The organism is Micromonospora pisi, assembly GCF_003633685.1.
Classification (GTDB): domain Bacteria; phylum Actinomycetota; class Actinomycetes; order Mycobacteriales; family Micromonosporaceae; genus Micromonospora_G; species Micromonospora_G pisi.
The window spans coordinates 275,904-293,412 of record NZ_RBKT01000001.1; the positions used below are offsets into that span (position 1 = coordinate 275,904).

Annotated in this window: 16 protein-coding genes; 3 read left to right on the top strand and 13 right to left on the bottom strand. The window is 70.1% G+C overall.

The features are described 5' to 3' along the window. Positions 1–1,698, bottom strand: a complete 1,698-nt coding sequence (locus BDK92_RS01180; protein WP_121153766.1) for a cholesterol oxidase substrate-binding domain-containing protein — start codon at positions 1,696–1,698, stop codon at positions 1–3. Between the two features lie 277 nt (positions 1,699–1,975). On the opposite strand from BDK92_RS01180, the gene BDK92_RS01185 reads away from it, so the two are divergent. Next, a complete protein-coding gene (locus tag BDK92_RS01185; RefSeq protein WP_121153768.1) occupies positions 1,976–2,773 on the top strand; it encodes a class I SAM-dependent methyltransferase in 798 nt (265 codons plus the stop codon). 249 nt (positions 2,774–3,022) lie between these two features. Here BDK92_RS01185 and BDK92_RS01190 read toward each other — a convergent pair whose 3' ends face one another. Then, positions 3,023–3,349, bottom strand: coding sequence for a hypothetical protein (locus BDK92_RS01190; RefSeq protein ID WP_121153770.1), 327 nt, complete (start codon positions 3,347–3,349; stop codon positions 3,023–3,025). A gap of 14 nt (positions 3,350–3,363) precedes the next feature. Then, a complete protein-coding gene (locus tag BDK92_RS01195; protein WP_121161459.1) occupies positions 3,364–4,995 on the bottom strand; it encodes a sodium:solute symporter family protein in 1,632 nt (543 codons plus the stop codon). A 457-nt stretch (positions 4,996–5,452) separates the two neighbouring features. Between BDK92_RS01195 and BDK92_RS01200 the strand changes: the two genes are divergently transcribed. Further along, positions 5,453–6,706, top strand: a complete 1,254-nt coding sequence (locus BDK92_RS01200; RefSeq protein WP_121153771.1) for a S1 family peptidase — start codon at positions 5,453–5,455, stop codon at positions 6,704–6,706. Positions 6,707–6,858: 152 nt separating this feature from the next. Here the strand turns inward: BDK92_RS01200 and BDK92_RS01205 are convergent, their stop codons facing one another. The 3 genes from BDK92_RS01205 to BDK92_RS01215 form a co-directional block, all read right to left on the bottom strand. Then, positions 6,859–8,334, bottom strand: a complete 1,476-nt coding sequence (locus BDK92_RS01205) for an MFS transporter (RefSeq protein WP_170208446.1) — start codon at positions 8,332–8,334, stop codon at positions 6,859–6,861. Positions 8,335–8,520: 186 nt separating this feature from the next. Beyond that, the gene (locus tag BDK92_RS01210; protein WP_147456872.1) at positions 8,521–9,120 is read right to left on the bottom strand and encodes a hypothetical protein; all 600 of its coding nucleotides are present in this window, start codon (positions 9,118–9,120) and stop codon (positions 8,521–8,523) included. A gap of 16 nt (positions 9,121–9,136) precedes the next feature. Then, entirely contained in the window at positions 9,137–10,867 is a 1,731-nt protein-coding gene (locus BDK92_RS01215; RefSeq protein ID WP_121153777.1) for a DUF4012 domain-containing protein, read from the bottom strand. Positions 10,868–11,196: 329 nt separating this feature from the next. Here BDK92_RS01215 and BDK92_RS01220 point away from each other — a divergent pair, with 329 nt between their 5' ends. Beyond that, positions 11,197–11,793, top strand: coding sequence for an arsenate reductase/protein-tyrosine-phosphatase family protein (locus BDK92_RS01220; protein ID WP_121153779.1), 597 nt, complete (start codon positions 11,197–11,199; stop codon positions 11,791–11,793). Here the strand turns inward: BDK92_RS01220 and BDK92_RS01225 are convergent. The 7 genes from BDK92_RS01225 to BDK92_RS01255 form a co-directional block, all read right to left on the bottom strand. After that, positions 11,774–13,300: a tyrosine-protein kinase domain-containing protein gene (locus BDK92_RS01225; protein ID WP_121153781.1), complete on the bottom strand. Its 1,527-nt coding sequence runs from the start codon at positions 13,298–13,300 to the stop codon at positions 11,774–11,776. The two genes, BDK92_RS01220 and BDK92_RS01225, sit on opposite strands and share 20 nt — an antisense overlap. Before the next feature lie 329 nt (positions 13,301–13,629). Further along, positions 13,630–13,869, bottom strand: coding sequence for a hypothetical protein (locus tag BDK92_RS01230; protein ID WP_121153783.1), 240 nt, complete (start codon positions 13,867–13,869; stop codon positions 13,630–13,632). A gap of 128 nt (positions 13,870–13,997) precedes the next feature. Further along, a complete protein-coding gene (locus tag BDK92_RS01235; protein WP_121153785.1) occupies positions 13,998–14,294 on the bottom strand; it encodes a DUF1622 domain-containing protein in 297 nt (98 codons plus the stop codon). Continuing rightward, a complete protein-coding gene (locus BDK92_RS01240) occupies positions 14,291–14,704 on the bottom strand; it encodes a DUF1622 domain-containing protein (protein ID WP_121161461.1) in 414 nt (137 codons plus the stop codon). Before BDK92_RS01240 ends, BDK92_RS01235 begins: the two co-directional genes overlap by 4 nt. A 135-nt stretch (positions 14,705–14,839) precedes the next feature. Beyond that, positions 14,840–15,427 carry a TMEM165/GDT1 family protein gene (locus BDK92_RS01245; RefSeq protein ID WP_121153787.1) on the bottom strand — a complete coding sequence of 196 codons (588 nt, stop codon included), beginning with the start codon at positions 15,425–15,427 and terminating at the stop codon, positions 14,840–14,842. 287 nt (positions 15,428–15,714) lie between these two features. Further along, positions 15,715–16,680, bottom strand: coding sequence for an L-histidine N(alpha)-methyltransferase (gene egtD / locus BDK92_RS01250; protein ID WP_121153789.1), 966 nt, complete (start codon positions 16,678–16,680; stop codon positions 15,715–15,717). Next, positions 16,677–17,498 (bottom strand): class II glutamine amidotransferase domain-containing protein, encoded by an 822-nt coding sequence (locus BDK92_RS01255; protein WP_121161463.1) that lies wholly within the window; start codon positions 17,496–17,498, stop codon positions 16,677–16,679. The genes egtD and BDK92_RS01255 overlap by 4 nt, the downstream gene beginning before the upstream one ends. Positions 17,499–17,509: the final 11 nt, after the last annotated feature.

Genomic DNA, 17,509 nt, shown 5'->3' on the forward strand with positions numbered 1-17,509 from the left:
TCAGGCCGGGCTGGGCAGCAACAGGTCGAGGAAGGGGTTGCTGAACACCCGGTGCGGGTCGTACGCGTTGAGGTCCGCGACCGCCTGGTCCCAGGTCGGGTCGGGCCCCTGTCGGTAGGAGTCGGGCACGATCCGGGTCAGCATCGACGGGTCGACCCAGGCGGCGGTGCCGCTGTACCCCCAGCCCTTCGACCACTCGGCGCGGCAGCCGGCGTACGAGCCGGTGTAGTTGGCGAAGAAGAAGTGCTCCATCTCCCGGTAGAACTCGTGGGCCCGGGGCGCGGTGGGGAAGGTGAGCACGTCGAACCAGACGACCACGTCCCAGTCTGGGTGGTCCGCCCGAGGCCGGGCCGCGGACAGCGCCGGTGGCCGCGCCCCGGGTACGCCGACGTCGGCAGCCCGGTCGAGCCCGGCGACCCGGATCTCAACCTGTCCGGTCACCGGGAACTCGCCCCGCGCCTGGTAGGCGGCGAGCTGCCGTTGGTAGAAGCTGGCGAACTCGCTGACCACCCGTTGAATCGAGCCGCGACTGGTGTGCACCGCGTAGCCGTTCGCGTGCTCCCGCAGCGTGGTCGGCTTGACGTAGAGCAACAGGTTCTTCGACGGTCCCCACAGGTCGGTGGCGAGGGTGGCGGTCAGCCCGGTGACGGCGGTGGTGTACTGCACCCGCCCAAAGGTGGGCGCCAGTTCCCACGCCCCGTTCAGCAACTGCTCGGCCAGTTCGGCGACCGGCCTCGGAACGTTGTCGGAGAAGACGTAGTTGTAGGGCGTGACCACCGGCCGGGAGGTCAACGGGCGCTGTGGGCTGACGCTCCACACCTTGAGCCAGGGGTGGGAGGTGAAGGCGAACCAGATCGCCTCCACCCGTCCGGCGGCGGCCACGAAGCTGGCGAGGGTGCGTCGTGCCCCGCTGCCCGGCGGGGCGAACAGTTCCGTCGCGGGAATGTCGACGGTGCTCACGCAGCGAAGGTTCTGGTTGGCGCCGACCCGCAGCGTCACCTCGGTGACGAACGCGCGGCCGACGTGGGTCAGCAGTGCCGTACAGGCGGGGTCCGCACGGTCGAAGATCCGCAGGACGTACCCGCCGGCCGCGGGGTCCCACACCACCGCGGTGAGGGAGAGGATCAGGTTGCTCAGCGACCCGTAGGTGTGCCCCGGTGTCCGGGTCTCGCCGTCCGCCGGCACCGATGTGCCGTGCCCGTTGATGGCGAGCACGCCGCCCACGCTCAGCTCGCCAGGCGCCGGGGTGTTGGTGACGCCGAGTTCGTGTTCCTCCAGGAAGGTGAGCAGGCTCTCCATCGAGGCACCGGTCTGCACGCGTACCGCCGCCGGCGCGGTCGAGACGACCGTCATCGAGGTCAGGTGCCGGGTGGTGTCCATCAGGATGACCCGGTCGGCGCCGCTGGCACCGGCGGGTACGGTGAGCGGCGCCCAGGTGTGCCGGTAGCCACGGGCGCGTACGCAGTAGCCCTGCGCGTACGCCCAGTTGGTCACCGTCACCACGTCTGCCGCCGTGCGTGGCACACAGGTCCACATGCTGCTGGCCTGGATCTCGCCGGCCCAGTTGCGGTACGCCTCCCGGTACACCTCGATGCCGGACGGGAAGTCAGGTGGTGCCGACCGGTCGGTCGGCAGCCACAGTGGTCCGAGCGCCGTGACGGCGGATGCCTCCAGGAAGTTGCGTCGGGTAAGGGCCATCTCGATCCTCTCGTCGCCGGTCAGGTCCCGCTCATCGCGCGACCTCTACCCGACCGCCGAACGGGCAAACCGGAGCGAGGGCCGAGGACGGGCTCGCCGGGTGGGACGGGCGTTGCGACACTCTCCCGGACCCGTTAACTACACGGCGGTGCTCGACGGACTCCGGCGCGTCCCGCAGAGACCACCTGAGCACGTCCGGACGCCGGGGATGCGTCCGCTCCTGCCCGGCCTGCTCCATCAGCCCGGCCCGCGCGACTTGAAGGGATAACCAGCAACTATGACCGACACCAACCGAGAAATACTGCGCACCACATTCGGCCAGGACGCCGAACTCTACGACCAATGCCGTCCGACCTATCCGCCCCAGCTGTTCACCGACCTCGCCACACTCGCAGATCTCGGTCCACACGCTCGGGTGCTGGAGATCGGATGCGGCACCGGCCAAGCGACCCTGCCCCTGGCACAACTGGGATGCCATGTCGTCGCGATGGACCTCAGCCCCGACATGGCCGCCATCGCCCGACGCAACCTCGCACAGTTCCCGAATGTCACCGTCGTCGCGGCGGCCTTCGAGGACTGGCAGCCCCCGGACGGAACCTTCGACGCGGTTCTCTCCGCGACCGCGTTCCACTGGCTTGACCCCGACGTGCGCATGATCAAAGCCGCTGACCTGCTGCGGCCCGGCGGATCTCTCGGCATCGTCTCGACTCACCACATCGCCGGCGGGACGAACGCCTTCTTCGCCGACGCACAACGATGCTACGAACGTTTCGACCCCACAACACCGCCCGGCATGCGCCTGACGACCGATGACGAGACCCCCGAGGAGGCGGCAGAGTTCCATCGATCGGCACGATTCGGGCCAGTCGAATTCCGGCGCTACGAGTGGCAACAGACCTACACGGCGCCTGAGTATCTGAACCTGCTCATGACCTACTCCGGCAATCGGGCCATGGCACCGCAGGCACGCAGCAGCCTCTTCGCGTGCATCACTCACCTGATCGACGACGTCTACAGCGGAGCAATCACCAAGCAGTACCGGACCCGGCTCGCCATCGCGCACAAGACACCGTGACTCGGCTCGGCATCCGATCTGCGCACTGCCGTCACCTCGAGCAGACGGCGAACGAACGCCGGCTCTCCAGCTTCGCCGCGCCGTCCGAGCCGCCGCGCCAGTTCGCGAACCCGAGCGCTCAACGGTGGTCATACTGAGGGTGGACACGTCAGTTCCCGCCTATCGGCGCTTCAGAATTCGCGAACCCGAGAGCTCTCCATCACCACTGACCAATACGACAACTCCGGCGCGGCGGACACCGCCCCGGCCCTACCCGGCCGCGCCGGTGACGTCGTCGCCCCGCCGCTGCGCGGTCGACACGTCGGCCGTCTCGACCGGGCGCAGCCACTGCCAGAGCAGGAAGGCCAGGCCGAAGAGGAGCATGGCGAGCCCGGCCCAGAGGTTGATCCGTACGCCCTGGGCCTTGTCGATCTCGGCGCGGGAGTCGAAAAGACCGATCCCGGTGACGATCAGCCCGTACGCGAGGAAGAGTCCGCCGATCACCCGACGCAGGTCGAACCGGCGGGCGGCGGCCGACCGCCGCTCCGCCTCGGTGCTGTCCAGCGTGTCGGCGCTCGGTTCGGTGTTCTCGGTCATCACGCGCACCCCTTTCAGAGGACAAGCAGGTAGAGCAGGCCGGACAGGGCCAGCGCGACCCCGCCGAGCAGCAGTGGCGAGCGGTACCAGGCCGCGTCCCCGGCGAGCACGTCTCCCTTGAGGTCGACGCCGCCGAGGCCGTAGACCAGACCCCGCAGGTCATCGTCGGTCTTGGCCCGACCGAGCGGTGTGAGCAGCACCGCGACGACCGCCACCATGACAAACGCGACCCCGGCGCCCCAGAAGCTCTCCTCCAGGTCGGAGCCGAAGTCGAGCACCCCACCGAGGTAGAGCAGGTACGTGGCGAGCGAACCGACGGTGCCGGCGAGCAGGGACCAGAAACCGGCCCAGGCGGTCATGCGCTTCCAGAACATGCCGAAGATGAAGGTGGCGAAGAGTGGGGCGTTGAACAGGGAGAACAGCGTCTGGATGTAGTTCATGATGTTGCTGAAGCCGGCCGCGATGAAAGCCGTACCGATGCCGACGATCACCCCGGCGACGGTGGCGATCCGGCCGACCCTCAGGTAGTAGTCGTCGGGGCGGTCCCGGCGGACGTACGACTGCCAGATGTCGTACGTGAAGACGGTGTTGAAGCCGCTGACGTTCGCCGCCATGCCGGCCATGAAGGAGGCGAGCAGGCCGGTGACCGCCACCCCGAGCACACCGTTGGGGAGCAGGTCACGCATCAACAGCGGGATCGCGTTGTTGTACTGCAGGGCACCGCTGGACGCCCCGAGCCCCTGCACGGTGACCAGGGCGATCAGCCCGGGAATCACGGTGACGACCGGGATGAGCAGTTTCGGGTACGCGGCGATGATCGGCGTACGGCGGGCGGCGCTCATGTTGCGCGCGGAGAGTGCCCGCTGCACCTCGGCGAAGTTCGTGGTCCAGTAACCGAAGGAGAGGACGAAGCCGAGGCCGAAGACGAGGCCGACCCAGTTCGCGCCGAGCGGGTTGGCCGAACTGCCGGTGTCGGCCCAGGTGTGCAGGCCGGCCTCGCCCAGATCGGAGGAGCGGACCGCGTCGAAGAGTCCGTCCACGCCGCCGACCTTCACCAGACCGATGACGGTGATCGGAATCAGGCCGGCGAGGATCACGAAGAACTGGAGCACCTCGTTGTAGATCGCCGAGGTGAGCCCGCCGACGGTGATGTACGCCAGCACGATGGCGGCGCCGACCACGATGGAGAGCCAGAGCGGCCAGCCGAGCAGCGCCTGCATGACCAGGGCGAGTGCGTAGAGGTTCACCCCGGCGATCAGTACCTGGGCGAGGGCGAAGCTGAGCGCGTTGAACAGGTGGGTCGGCCGGTTGAAGCGCAGCCGCAGGTACTCCGGCACGCTACGGACCTTGGAGCCGTAGTAGAAGGGCATCATCACGATGCCGAGAAAGACCATCGCCGGTACGGCGCCGATCCAGTAGTAGTGCAGGGTCATCATGCCGTACTGGGCGCCGTTGGCGGCCATGCCGATGATCTCCAGCGCACCGAGGTTCGCCGCGACGAAGGCGAGTCCGGTCACCCAGGCCGGCAGGGAGCGGCCGGAGAGGAAGAAGTCGGTGCTGGTCCGGATCGCCCGGCGGGCCATGAGGCCCACACCGAGGACCGTGACGAAGTAGAGCGCCAGGATCGCGTAGTCCAGCGCGTTCATGTTGAGTCTCAGGCCGCCGTCCACGCCGCCACCTCTCTCTCACCAGCGCCGCACGTACCGGCGGCGCGGGGCGCCTACTACCCGAGGCGAGAAGTTTTCACGCCTGCCGGCGGGTGTGGTGGATCACCAGGGGCAGGACGAGACCGGGCGGACCAGCGGGAAGAATTCGGACGCACCGGCGGAAAGAGCAGCCAAAACGTCATTCGGCCACGTCGAGCCCATTGTTCAGATCCATTTGGCATTCCGTTGACCACGCACCAGGGCCGGACTTCTCATCCCTAAATCGAACGATTCCCCCGGCGCCTGACAGGCGTACGACACCGCACGACAAAGCCCCACCAGGACCGACGAACATTCACTGTCAGCAATGCGTCGGTCACGCAATTTTCCATCGACGACTGTGGAATTCTGTTCGCGGTCGGGTAAGTGCCCGGCCGATTGTGGGGAGGATACATCCATGAACACCAGGCCAATCCGCCTGCTGGCCATCGCGGCCAGCGCGGTCCTGCTCGCCGGGGTGGCGTTCGCCGCGCCGGCCGGAGCACGCGAGGCGAAGTCCGCGCCGGCCGCCGACACCGGCGCGGTCGCCGCAGCCGTCCGCGCCTACCAGTCGTCGTACCCGCAGATGTCGGCGGCGGCGGCACGCGCGGCGTTCGCCCAGCAGATGGACCGCAAGAAGGTGTACGAGCGGGTCGCCGCCGACACCGCCACCTACGGCGGAGCGTGGTTCGACCCGCCGACCGGGCTGATGCACCTGTCGGCCACCACCCCCGCCGCCGCCTCCGCCGCGGCGAAGGCCGCCAAGGACCTCGGCATCCGCGCCGAGACGCACGTGGTCAGCCGTAGCTGGGCCCAGCTCGAACAGCAGGCCGCAGCCCTGCGGGCCGGCACCGACGGCCTCGCCAAGGCGGCGAAGGGCCAGGTCGGCATCGACGTCAAGACCAACAGTGTGGTGGTGGCCGTGCCGGCCGGCACGCTCTCCACCGCCCGGACTGCCGCACCCGCCGGGGTGTCGGTCGTCGCCGACCCGAACATCCAGACCGAGGCGGACGCCGGCTGCACCTCGCGGCTGGACTGCGACTGGACCGTCCGCGCCGGTGCCGTGCTCAAGTACAACGGCAGCGGCACCTGCTCGGTCGGCTTCACCGCCCGCAACGCGAGCGCCCAACGCTTCGTCTACACCGCCGGGCACTGCAACAGCGGCGGCGGCACCTGGAGCACCGGCGCGCAGAGCATCGGACCGATGACGAACTCGCTCCAGTCCGGGGCGATCGACGCCGGCATCATCCGGGTCGACAACAGCTGGTTCCAGTACGACTCCGGCGGCGAGATCTACGCCGAGAACGCCAACCACAGCGTCGCCCTGAACTACGTCGCCCCGACCACCGGTTACCTGCTGGTCGGCGAGACGGTCTGCCTCTCGGCGAACTTCACCGAGATCAACGGCCCGAACTACTGCGGCACCATCGGCAGCACCAGCGACGCGGCGGTGCTCGGCATGGTCCGGGTGGACGGCTTCGACGCCTGCGGCGGCGACAGCGGCGGCGGCTGGTACTGGCTCAGCTCGGCGACCTACCGGGTCGCGTACGGCATCCACAGCCGCAGTGACACCGGCTGCCACGGCAGCAGCGGCGGCACCCGGTCGTGGTTCGGCTCGATTCCGCTGGTCACCCCGCTCTGGGGTCTGAGCATCGAAACCCGGGCCTCCTGACCAACAGCGACAACGGGGCCCGCCGACCATTTCGGCGGGCCCCGGCGGCGTCTATAAATCGCATCGACCTGGACGCCCGTCATTCGCGCGACCGGTGACCGGAGAACACGATCAGGCTGGCCCTGGACACCATTCCGGGGCCGGCCTTCCGGTCATGGGGCCGTTTCTGACTGATCGGTCCCCCCGCGCATCTGCCGGTACGCGACCAGACCCGCCGCAGCGGCGAGCAGACCACCGCAGAGAATCACCGGCCGAGTGCCGTCGATGAGGAAATGCCCGCCCCACAGAGTCACCGGGCGCTGCCCGATCAACGTCACCAGCACCGGCGTCAGCACCACCGAACACCCCAGCACGACCTTCAGCATCGACTGGTAGAGCGCGTTGACCCGGCCGCGCATCGAGTCCTCCACGCTGGCACCGATGATCGTGACACCGGTGAGGAACGCCGATCCGGCGCTGGCACCCGCCGCCACCACGGCCGGCAGCGACACGGCCAGGTGCGGGGAGAGCGCCACCAGGACGAGCGCGCCCCCGGCGCAGACGACCGCCAGGCCGAACAACCGCTCGTGCGACAGCCGCCGGGCCAGTCTGGGCGCCCCGAGCAGGCCGATCGCCAACCCGAGGAAGGTGGCCAGGAGCAGCAGTCCCCAGGCGGCCTGACCACCGAGCAGGCTCAGCGCGTACGGCTGGGCCGAACCGACCACCACACCACCGGCCGCGAGCGCGCCCATCATGCCGACCAGCAGGCCACGGACGACCGGTGTGCCCCGTACGTAACCGACGCTGTCCCGCAGCATCGCCCCCAGACCCTGGCCAGGTCCGGTGGGGCTGCCCGCGGTGCCGGACGACGGCGTGACGCCGAGCGAGACGTCGCCGGGCTCGCGTTCGCCGTCCGCCCCCCGGGCGCCGAGCGGCGCGGCGGGTCGGGACAGCTCGGGCAGGGCGGTCGCGATCGAGACGGCGCTGGCCAGGTAGAAGAGTGCGGCGACGACGATGGCGAGCCGGGTCAGCCCGTTCATGCCGATCACGTCGGCAGGGATGTCGAAGACCGTTCCGGCACCGGTGATCAGGGTGAAGAGCCCGCCGCCGACCGCGATCGCGACGCCGTACGTCATGGCCAGACCGAGCTGGGCCGCCGGGGCGACCTGGTCCGGCCGGCGCAGCAGGCGGGGCAGCGCGGCGTCCTTCGACGGAATCCACATGGTGGTGGCGACCTGGATGAGGAAGCCGCCGACGAGGATCCACCAGTAGGTGTTCACCACCGCGATCGAGAGCAGCAGCGCGCAGCGGGCCACGTCCGCGACGGCCATCACCGTACGCCGGTCGAACCGGTCGGCGACCAGGCCGGCGATCGGCGCGAAGAGCAGACCGGGCAGCAGATTGGCGAAGAGCACGCTGCTGAACGCGAAGTTCACCCCGGCGGCGCTGGTGGCCAGGGTGCTGGCCAGTGCGGCGAGCCCGGAGAGGGCCAGCCAGTCACCTGAGCTGCACAGACCGGTCACGATCCACAACCGGCGGAACGCCCGTAGCGCCAGCACCTCCCGCGCGGAGGCCAGCGAGGAGGTGTGTTGCTGCTCTGAGGTGCCCGTTCCCCCTGCTACCGGGCCCTCGTCCACGCTGATCCGCACCAGCGCACGGTAGACCGGGCCGGGCGGGAGAGCAAAGATCGCTACCGGGGTGGCTGAGGGAAACTACCGAGGGTGGTCACGGAGAGCGGAAAGCGAGCGCCGGCCGGACGGGCGTGAACCCGTCCGACCGGCGCTCCTGCGATTACCTCACCGCGGGACAACGGCCATCTTCCCGCGGACACCGGATCAGGCTGTTCCGACGCGGACACCGCCACGGCGGCGCCGGACGACGGTCAGCATGACCAGCAACACACCGAGAGCGAGCAGGCCGGCACCGACGCCGATCTGGGTGCCCATCGAGCTACCGGTGACCGGCAGCTGCCGGGGAACGACGGTCAGCACGGTTGTCGCGCTCAGCCCGGATTCCTGACCGGTGGCCGTGATCAGCCAGGTGCCCTTCCAGTCCGCCCGGAAGGTGAGCTGGAACTCGCCAGCGGCGTTGGTCACCGCGGTGAGCGCCGGCGGCCCCGACGGCGGGTACGCGACCGGCACCATGGCGATGGTCGCGCCGGTGTCCTGGCGGACCGAGGCCCGCTCGGCCGCACCGGCCGCCACGGCCTGCGGTGTGAACACGATGTTGACGACCTCGTTCGGCCCGTAGAACCGGCCGAACAGGGTGACGTCGGTGCCCACCACAACGGTGGAGTCACTCAGAGTCAGCACAGGTGGCTGAGGTGGGTAGGGCGGTTGTGGTTGGGCGGCCGCCGGGCTGGATGTCATGGTGGCAAGCGCGCCGGCCGTGACGAGTGCCGCCATGGCCGAGGCGACGATGCGGGTGAGCCGCATGATGATTCCTCTCTTTTTACTGTTCACACGTGGTTGCAGGATTGACACGGGTGGTCCATGGCGTGGCACCCGGCGTCAGCCAGAGGTCGGCCGCGCCGGTCCGGGTGACCGGGGTCAAAAGGTTGACCTCCAGTTCCCGGGTCTTGCCGGGGGGAATGTCGAGGCTGAGAACGCCGACCTTGCGGCCACGTTCCGTACCGACATTGATCGGGGCGACGGCACCGTCGAGCCGGGCGTTCACCGGCAGGCCGCCGACCGGGGTGAAGACGTACGCCACCAGCCGGTTGCGGTACGGGTCACCGGGCAGTTGCAGTCCCAGCACCGATTTGCTGAGCCCCTTGCTGGGCGCGGTCGAGCCGAGGCTGAGCCGCAGCTTGAGTTCGCGTCGACCGTCCGGGCGACAGTCCCCGACGGTGAGCTCCGCGGCGCGGGTGAGGTAGTAGCCGAGCTTCGACCCGGTGCCGTCGTTGAGGAAGACGCCGACCGTCGGCACGGTCTCCCGCTCCGGCATCACCCCGGCGAGCCGGGTGTCGGCCAGGTCGTCCTGTTCGTCCGCTCGGGCGCTCCAGAACAGGATCCGACGCTCGGTGACGGCTCGCTCCAGCGCCTCCAGCAGGCTGCGTGGGTCGACCGTGCGGGTGAGCAGCGCGTCGAAGACCGACATCGCGGCGGAGGCGAAGTACTTGTCCTGGTCACGTGGCTTCTGGATCCGCTGGTACGCGTCCGACAGCAGGGTCTTCACCGCGCTCTCCGAGGTGAGCGTGGGGTGCTTCGGTACGGGCACCGGCCCGATCGCCTGGAGCAGGTAGGAGAGGGTGACCGGGTCGGTGGCGAGCACCCCGTCGACGACCGTGCCGGTCCGGCGCTTGTACATCTCGCGGAAGAGCGCGGCGGCGGTCGGGAAGTGCGGGGTCAGGTTCACGTCGGCCGGGTAGATGCCGGGCAGCTCCGTGTAGAGCGCCTTCATGTTGTCGTCGAGCTTGGTCACCGGCTGGTCGAATGCGCCCAGTTCGGAGGCGGCGCCCTGCTTGAGGATCTTCACTTTGCCGTTTTCGGTCTGGACCACGGCGTACGCGCCGAAGATGCCGCCGGTGGACCGGGGTTCGGCGAGGTTCTGGAAGGCGACCAGATAGGTGCGGGGGCCGGTGGTGCCGAGCAGCGGCGGGAGCAGGACGGCGCCGTGACGGGCCGTGGCGGTGAGGGCGCCGAGCCGGTCCAGTTCGCCGCTGAGCTGCTCCACCGCCTCCCGAACCGGCTTCTGGAGGCCCTCGCCCGCGATCGCGTCGACCCGGGCGCTGGCCTGGCGCACGGCCGTGTCAGCGGTGCTGAGTTCGGGTGCGGCGGCCTGCAGTCGGGCGAGGTCGAGCTGACCCGCCTTGGGAACCAGGGTCGCGAGGTCGAGCCGGAGCAGTGCGGGGAAGGCGTGCCGGGCGAGGTCGTCGACGGCGACGGCCACGTTCCGTACGGCGCTCAGGTCGTCGCCGCCGTACGGTGCGTGGCCGGCGGCCCACCAGGTCGGGTCCCCGGTGGCCGAACGGGCCGCGCTGGCCTGCGTCTGAAGCGCGGAGAGGGTGCGTTGCGCCTGCTCGGAGTCACCGGCTAGCACCTGCTGCCCGAGTTCGCGGGCCAGGCCGGCAGCGCTGAGCAGGTGCCCCCGGGCCTGCCAGCCGCGTAACCCGAGCCAGCCGACGCCGAGGAAGAGCAGGCAACTGACCACGAGGACCGTGATCAGGGCACGGCGACGCATCCGGGCTCGTGACCGGGACCGGTGGGACCGGTGTCGCGAGCCCTGGGTCGGGGCGGTTCCGCCCTGTGTCACGCCAACACACTCCACATCTTGGGCAAAACGAACATAAGGATTTAATTGCTACAGATCTCTATAGCACGCGCATTAGATGTTTCGCGGGAGTACAGCCCCTTTTATGGCTCATAAACGGCGAGTCGCGAAGAAAGCTCACAATCACCGAAGGCTGTACGGAAATCGGGCCCGCCGCACACGCATCGCGTGAACCACCCGCTCGTTGCATCCCAATGGGCTACCGGCCACCGGATCGGCCGGAGCAGCGAGGAGGAGACATGTCCAGCGGGGTGCTCATGGTGTGCCACGCGAACCTCTGCCGGTCCCCGATGGCCGAGTACCTCGCCCGGGAACTGCTGTTCCAGCAGCTCCGGGAGGAGGCGCCGGGCGTGCCGGTGTCGAGTGCGGGCACGCACGCGGTGCCCGGCTATCCGATGCACCCGCACGCCGCCCGGCTCACCGCCGAACGGGGTACCGACCCGGAGTTGTTCCGCAGCCGGCCGCTCCACGCCGACCAGCTCCGTACCGCCGGCCTGATCCTCACCGCGACCCGGTCCCAACGGAGCACCTGTGTCGCGCTCGCCCCCTCGGTGCTGCGGCGTACCTTCACCATGCGCCAGTTCGCCCGACTCGCCAGCGCCGCCATCGACCAGGGGTGGCCGGCGCCGGACGGTCAACGCGACCCGGCGGGACGGCTGGAGCGGGCGGTGGCCGCCGCCAGCCGCGCCCGAGCCGGTCTGCAGCCACCCGCCCAACCCGAGGACGACGACCTGACCGACCCGGTGGGCCACCCGCTCGACGAGTTCCGCCGCTGCGTACGCGAGATCGAGCGGGCGTTGCGCCCGGCCGTGGGGCTCATCGCGGTATCCGGGTGAGTTCCTGGGTCGGCGTCGAGTCGATCATCCTCGGGTCGTCCCGTCGCGGGGTCAGCTCGTCGTCGATGTACCCCACCGACCCGAGTTGTCCACCCGGCCAGTCGACCTCCTGCGCCGACTGCGCGGGCGCCGTTGACGCCGGGGGCGGGGGCGGGGCGGAGACCATGGTCCGGTACATCTCGTACTGGTGATTGTCGGACCGGGCGACCTTGGCCATGTTCAACACGCAGCCGAGCACCCGCGCCGACACCGCCTCCAGCGCCTCGGTCGCGGTCGCCACCTGGGCCCGGGTCGTCTTGCCGTGCCGGGTGGCCAGCAGCACCCCGTCGGTCTGCACCGCGACGACCGCGGCGTCGGTCACCGCCAACAGCGGCGCGGTGTCGACGATGACGATGTCGGCCGATTCGCGCAGCGCACGCAGCAGGTCCGCCATGCCCTTGGACCCGAGCAGCTCGCTCGGGTTCGGTGGCATCGACCCACCGGGAAGTACGAGCAGCGACTTGTCCCCCCACGGCTGGACCACGTCGGCGACATCCACCTCGCCGATGAGTACATCGGTCAGCCCGATCCCGGACTCCAGCCCGAGGTACTGCGCGATCTTCGGGCGGCGCAGGTCGGCGTCGACGAGGAGCACCTGCCAGCCCGCCTCGGCGAGCGAGATGGCCAGGTTGCAGGAGAGCGTCGACTTCCCCTCCCCCTGCACCGAACTGGTGACCGCGATCACCCGGGCCGACTCGTGCACGTCGACGAAGCGCAGGTTGGTACGGAGCTTGCGTAACGCCTCCGCCCGCGCCGACTGGGACGCGGTGCCGACGATCAACGGCGAGCTGAGCGCCTCGACATCCCAGGGAATCTGTCCCAGCAGCGGGCTGCCGGTGAGCTGTTGCAGGGTGGAACCGTCGCGGACGGTGGTGTCGATCAGCCCCCGCAGTACGCAGAGCGCGATGCCGAGGAGCAGACCGAGCAGACCGCCGACGGCGAGATTACGGCCCGGGCGGGGCGAGACCGGATCGGCGCTGACCCGTGGGCCGCTCACCGTCTCGATCTTGACCGGCGGCTCCTGCGCGCCCGGCGGCGTCTCGAGCCGCTGGACCAGCGCGACGAAGTGGGCCGCGACCGCCTCGGTGAGCCGTAGTGAACGAGCCTGGTCGCTGTCGGTGACAGTGGCCCGGAGCAGGACGGTGTTCGCCTCCACCCGGGCGGCGATCCGCCCCCGTACCTCGTCGGCGGTGAGGCCGACCGGCTGGTCGGCCACGACGCTCTGGGCGAGCCGATCGCTGGTGAGCAGGTCGGCGTAGGACTTCACCCGTTGCTGGAGGAAGAGCCCGCCCTGGTAGGCGTCGGTCACGCCCTGGCTCTGCGTGGTCACGAAGAACGTCACCGACGAGGTGTACAGCGGTTCGGTTCGCACCGTGACGAGCCCGGCGGCGCCGAGCCCGACCATGACCGTCGCCAGTACGAGCCACCAGCGTTGACGCACAACGGAAAGGTGGGTACGCAGATCCATCAGGCCAGACCTCCCTATCTGCGGACATTAACGGTTGATCCGGCACGAAGGCTGCTGAGTGCGTACTGAAGGTCACACAGCACGAAAAAGATCCATATCAGCTGCATTCATGGCCGAACAAAATGTAGAGGACCGAACGGCACTTCTGCGTGGATTCAGCGCAACCCAGCGGATATTGCCCGCGACCTCTCGTACATCGGCTCAACGACGGTGCGGCGCACCGGGACGCGACCGTCTTGCCGCGTCCCGGTGCACCGCACCGTTTGAACCACCGTTGTCACCCGGAGCCCGGAGCCCGGAGCCGGAGCCGGAGCCCGGGCACGCGAGCGCTACGCGCGCTTCCCCTCCGGATCCGGGTGCTGCCGCTCCCACTCCCGCAGGCGTTCCTCCTCGAGGGACTCACTCAGCCCCTCGGTCAGATCGTCCCCAGGCACCGCCACCTGCTCAGCCTCGTCCAGTTCGTCGGGGCGGTTCGCCCGCTCCGGTTGCGGCGCCGTGGGGTCACCGGCGAAGCCGTAGTCGTTGGGCTCGTCGTGTCGAGCCCCGTCACCGGGCTGTTCCCTGCTCATCGGTCGACCCCCTCTCCCTCTCCGCCGACCGGTCGCTCGGGCGCGACCGAACCGTGGGCCGGGCCGGAGCCGGCCCGAACACCACTCACGGTAGGCACGACGGAGACCGGGGACTGGCAAACCGGGCTTTACCCCACGGCGGAGTCCGGTCGTCCCGAGGAACGACGCGCCGTCGGGCCACGCCGCCGCGGAGCGGCCGAGGTGGAGAGGAGTGCGCCGATGACCGTACGCAGCAGCACGATGGTGGCGGCGGTGGCGAGATCCCGCCAGTGCTCGGTCGCGGCCAGCCGGATCAGGCTGGCGGCGGTCAGCAGATCCAGCACCAGCCGCAACGCGATCCGCCAGTTCCGTACCGCCAGCACCGTCACCACCCCGGTGACGAGCGCGAACGCGGTGATCAGGTCAACCAGAGTCGAACGGATCATGACCGCTCCGGCTGCGTGGGGTCCACCTGACGCCCCGACGGCAACGGGCCGTCGTGCGCCCCGCCGTCCACCGTGACCTGCCGCTGTTCCTGCTCGATCTCACGACGGAGGAAGAAGTTCAGCGCGGTCCGAATGGTCGCGATGGCCGCCAGCTGCCCGATCTGCTGGAAGCTCGGCGCGATCGCGGTGCGGAGCACGTCCGCGGCGAGCTGGAACTCCAGGCCGAGGGTGAGGAAACGCCCCAGTGAGAGCCGGACCGGGGTGAAGACGGCGGCGGTACGGCGGCCCACTCCCAGCACCACGAACCGTACCGCCGCCCAGACCGCCCCGATGAAGATCACCACGGCGCCGATCGCCTCCACCGCCGTGACCAGCACGTCGGCGAAGTCGCGCAGCAGCTCCTTGGACACCTCAGCTCCCTCGGCCCGCCCCTGGGCATCCGCCACCTGGCCCGCACGGTCGGAACCGGCGTGCCCCGGCGGCGGTTACCCCGGGACGGACCGAGTAGGCGCCGGCCCGCGCGAACCGGAGGCCGGCCGCACGACTCAGGTCAGTTGCTGCACCCCGTCGAGGAGCAGCCAGAGACCGGAGATGGCGAAGAGCGCGGCGGCGCCGTACTTGATCACCTTTTCCGGCAGCCGACGGCCGAGCATCCGCCCGACCAGGATGGCCAGCGCGTCCGCCGCGACCATGCCGATCGTCGAACCCACCCAGGTGCCGACCCAGCCGTGCTGGGTGGCCAGGGTGATCGTGGCGAGCATGGTCTTGTCGCCCAACTCGGCGACGAAGAACGCGACCGCCACGGCGAGGACGGCCGACTTGTTCGTCCGCTCCGCCTTGGCCCGCTCCTCCTCGGTCAGCGTGTCGCCGCGCAACGTCCACGCGCCGAAACCGAGAAACGCCACGCCCGCGCCGAGCGCGATCCAGCCGGTCGGCAGCGTCGCGCCGAGGCCGTAACCGATCGCCACCGAAGCCAGATGCACCAGCGCGGTCGCGATCGTGATGCCGATGAGCACCGGCACCGGTTTGAACCTGGTGGCGAACGTCAGCGCGATCAGCTGCGACTTGTCGCCCAACTCGGCGACGAAGATCACGCCGAAGCTGACCACCAGAGCAACGAGGAAACCTTCCACAAACACCCTCCCGGTCGGGACCGGGTCCAGGGCGCCAGCGACCTCGACCCGGCTTGACAGCCTGGTCGAAGGTCTCGCCCGCCCCACCGCAGTGAGGCCGCGTGGCCGGGTACGCGTACGCACCAGTATGTCGACCACGACGTTGGGAGCTACTCCCCTTCGCGTCGCCGAGCCTAGCCGACGCCGCCCGGCACCGTGCCGCCGGGCGGAGACAAGTACCCCGCCCCGGCGGCACGGCGACGACTCCGAGCGGTGCCGGCCGAGGTGCGCGCGGCCCGGTGCCAGGCTCAGCCGGCCTGGGCGAGCAGCACCGCGAAGAGGTTCTCCTCGTCGCTCCAGCAGCAACGGACCAGGAAATCGGCGCCGGCCAGCTCCGCCGCTATCCCCGCCGGGCGGAACTTCGCGGAAACCTCGGTACGCATCTCCTCCCCCTCGGCGAAGTCCACCTCGAGGTCGAGCACCCGCACCCGGCTGGGACGGCACGCTCGCAGCCGCATCTCGATCCACTCCCGCTCCGGGTCCCAGAGCGCCACGTGCTCGAACGCGGACGGGTCGAAATCCGCCCCCAGCTCACGGTTGACCACTTCGAGCACGTTCCGGTTGAACTCGGCGGTGACCCCGGCGGAGTCGTCGTACGCCGGCACCAGCCGAGCCGGATCCTTCACCAGGTCGACCCCGAGCAGCAGCCAGTCGCCGGCCTCCAGCGCCGTACGCATCCCCCGCAGGAAGTCCGCGCGCTCGGCGGGCAGCAGGTTGCCGATCGTCCCGCCCAGGAAGGCCACCAGCCGGCTGCCCCCGGTCGGCAGCCGGTCCAGTTGATGGGTGAAGTCGCCGACGATGCCCCGCACCCGCAACCCCGGATACGCGGCGGCGATCTCGGCGGTGGACTGGCGCAGTGCGCTGATCGAGACGTCCAACGGCACGAAGGTGCCGAGCCCGCCGTGCCGGGTGAACGCGTCCAGCAGCAGCCGGGTCTTCTCCGACGATCCCGAACCGAGTTCGATCAGCGTCTTCGCGTCGGTGAGCGCGGCGATCTCGTCGGCGTGCGCGGCCAGGATGGCCCGTTCGGTCCGGGTCGGGTAGTACTCCGGCAGTCGGGTGATCTCCTCGAACAGCTCGCTGCCCCGGGCGTCGTAGAACCACTTCGGCGGCAGCCACTTCGGTCGCGCGGTCAGCCCGGTACGGACGTCCTCGCGCAACGCCCGGGCCAGGTCCCGCTCCTCCAGGTAGATCTCCAACGGATCCGCGCTCACACCAACTCTCCTATCGGTCGCAGGTGTACGTCGTCGATGGTGGCGACGACCAGGTGGCCGTCGGGTACGCCGGCCCACGCCGGGTCGTCGTCGAGCGGTTCGGAACAGATCAGCGTCGAACCGGCGCCGGCCCGTACGGAGAGCGCGTGTCCCGCCGCGGAGGCGACCGCCGTACGGCCGTCGGTGAGCAGCAGGTTGAGCCGTGCCCCGGGCGCGGCGTCGGCGACCGCGCGTACGGTCTCGGCGACCGCCCGCTCCGGTGACGTGCCCGATCGCAGCCGTTGCCGGACCAGCGCCCAGAGCAGTGCCGCGTCGGTGGGCGCGTCGAGCGTGAGCAGGTCCCGGGTCGGCAGCTCGGCGGCGAGCCCGACGAGGGTGTCCGGCCATCCGGGCACCATCCCGTTGTGGCTGAACAGCCACCGCCCGTCGCTGAAGGGGGCGGCGGCGGTCTCCACCACCGGCATGCCGACGGTGGCGGACCGGACCGCGGCCAGCACCGCACCGGATCGGGTCGACGCGGCCAGCGCCGGCAGGGCGGCGTCCGCCCAGATCGGGATCGCCCGCCGGTACCGCGCCGGCTCGCCGGTGCCCGCCCCCGTGCCCGGAGCGGAGCCGGAACCGGAGTCGGTCTGCCACCCGGAGTCGGAACCGGTCGCGGTCGCCGGATACCAGGCGACGCCGAAGCCGTCGGCGTTGACCGTGCCGCCGCCACGCATCTCCCTCGGCGCCCAGGACTGGTGGACCAGCCCGTGCGGCGGGTCGAAGAGCAGCGCCGCCAGCGGCACCGGCGGTCCGAGGTAGACCAGGTGCCGGCACATCACCGTACCGC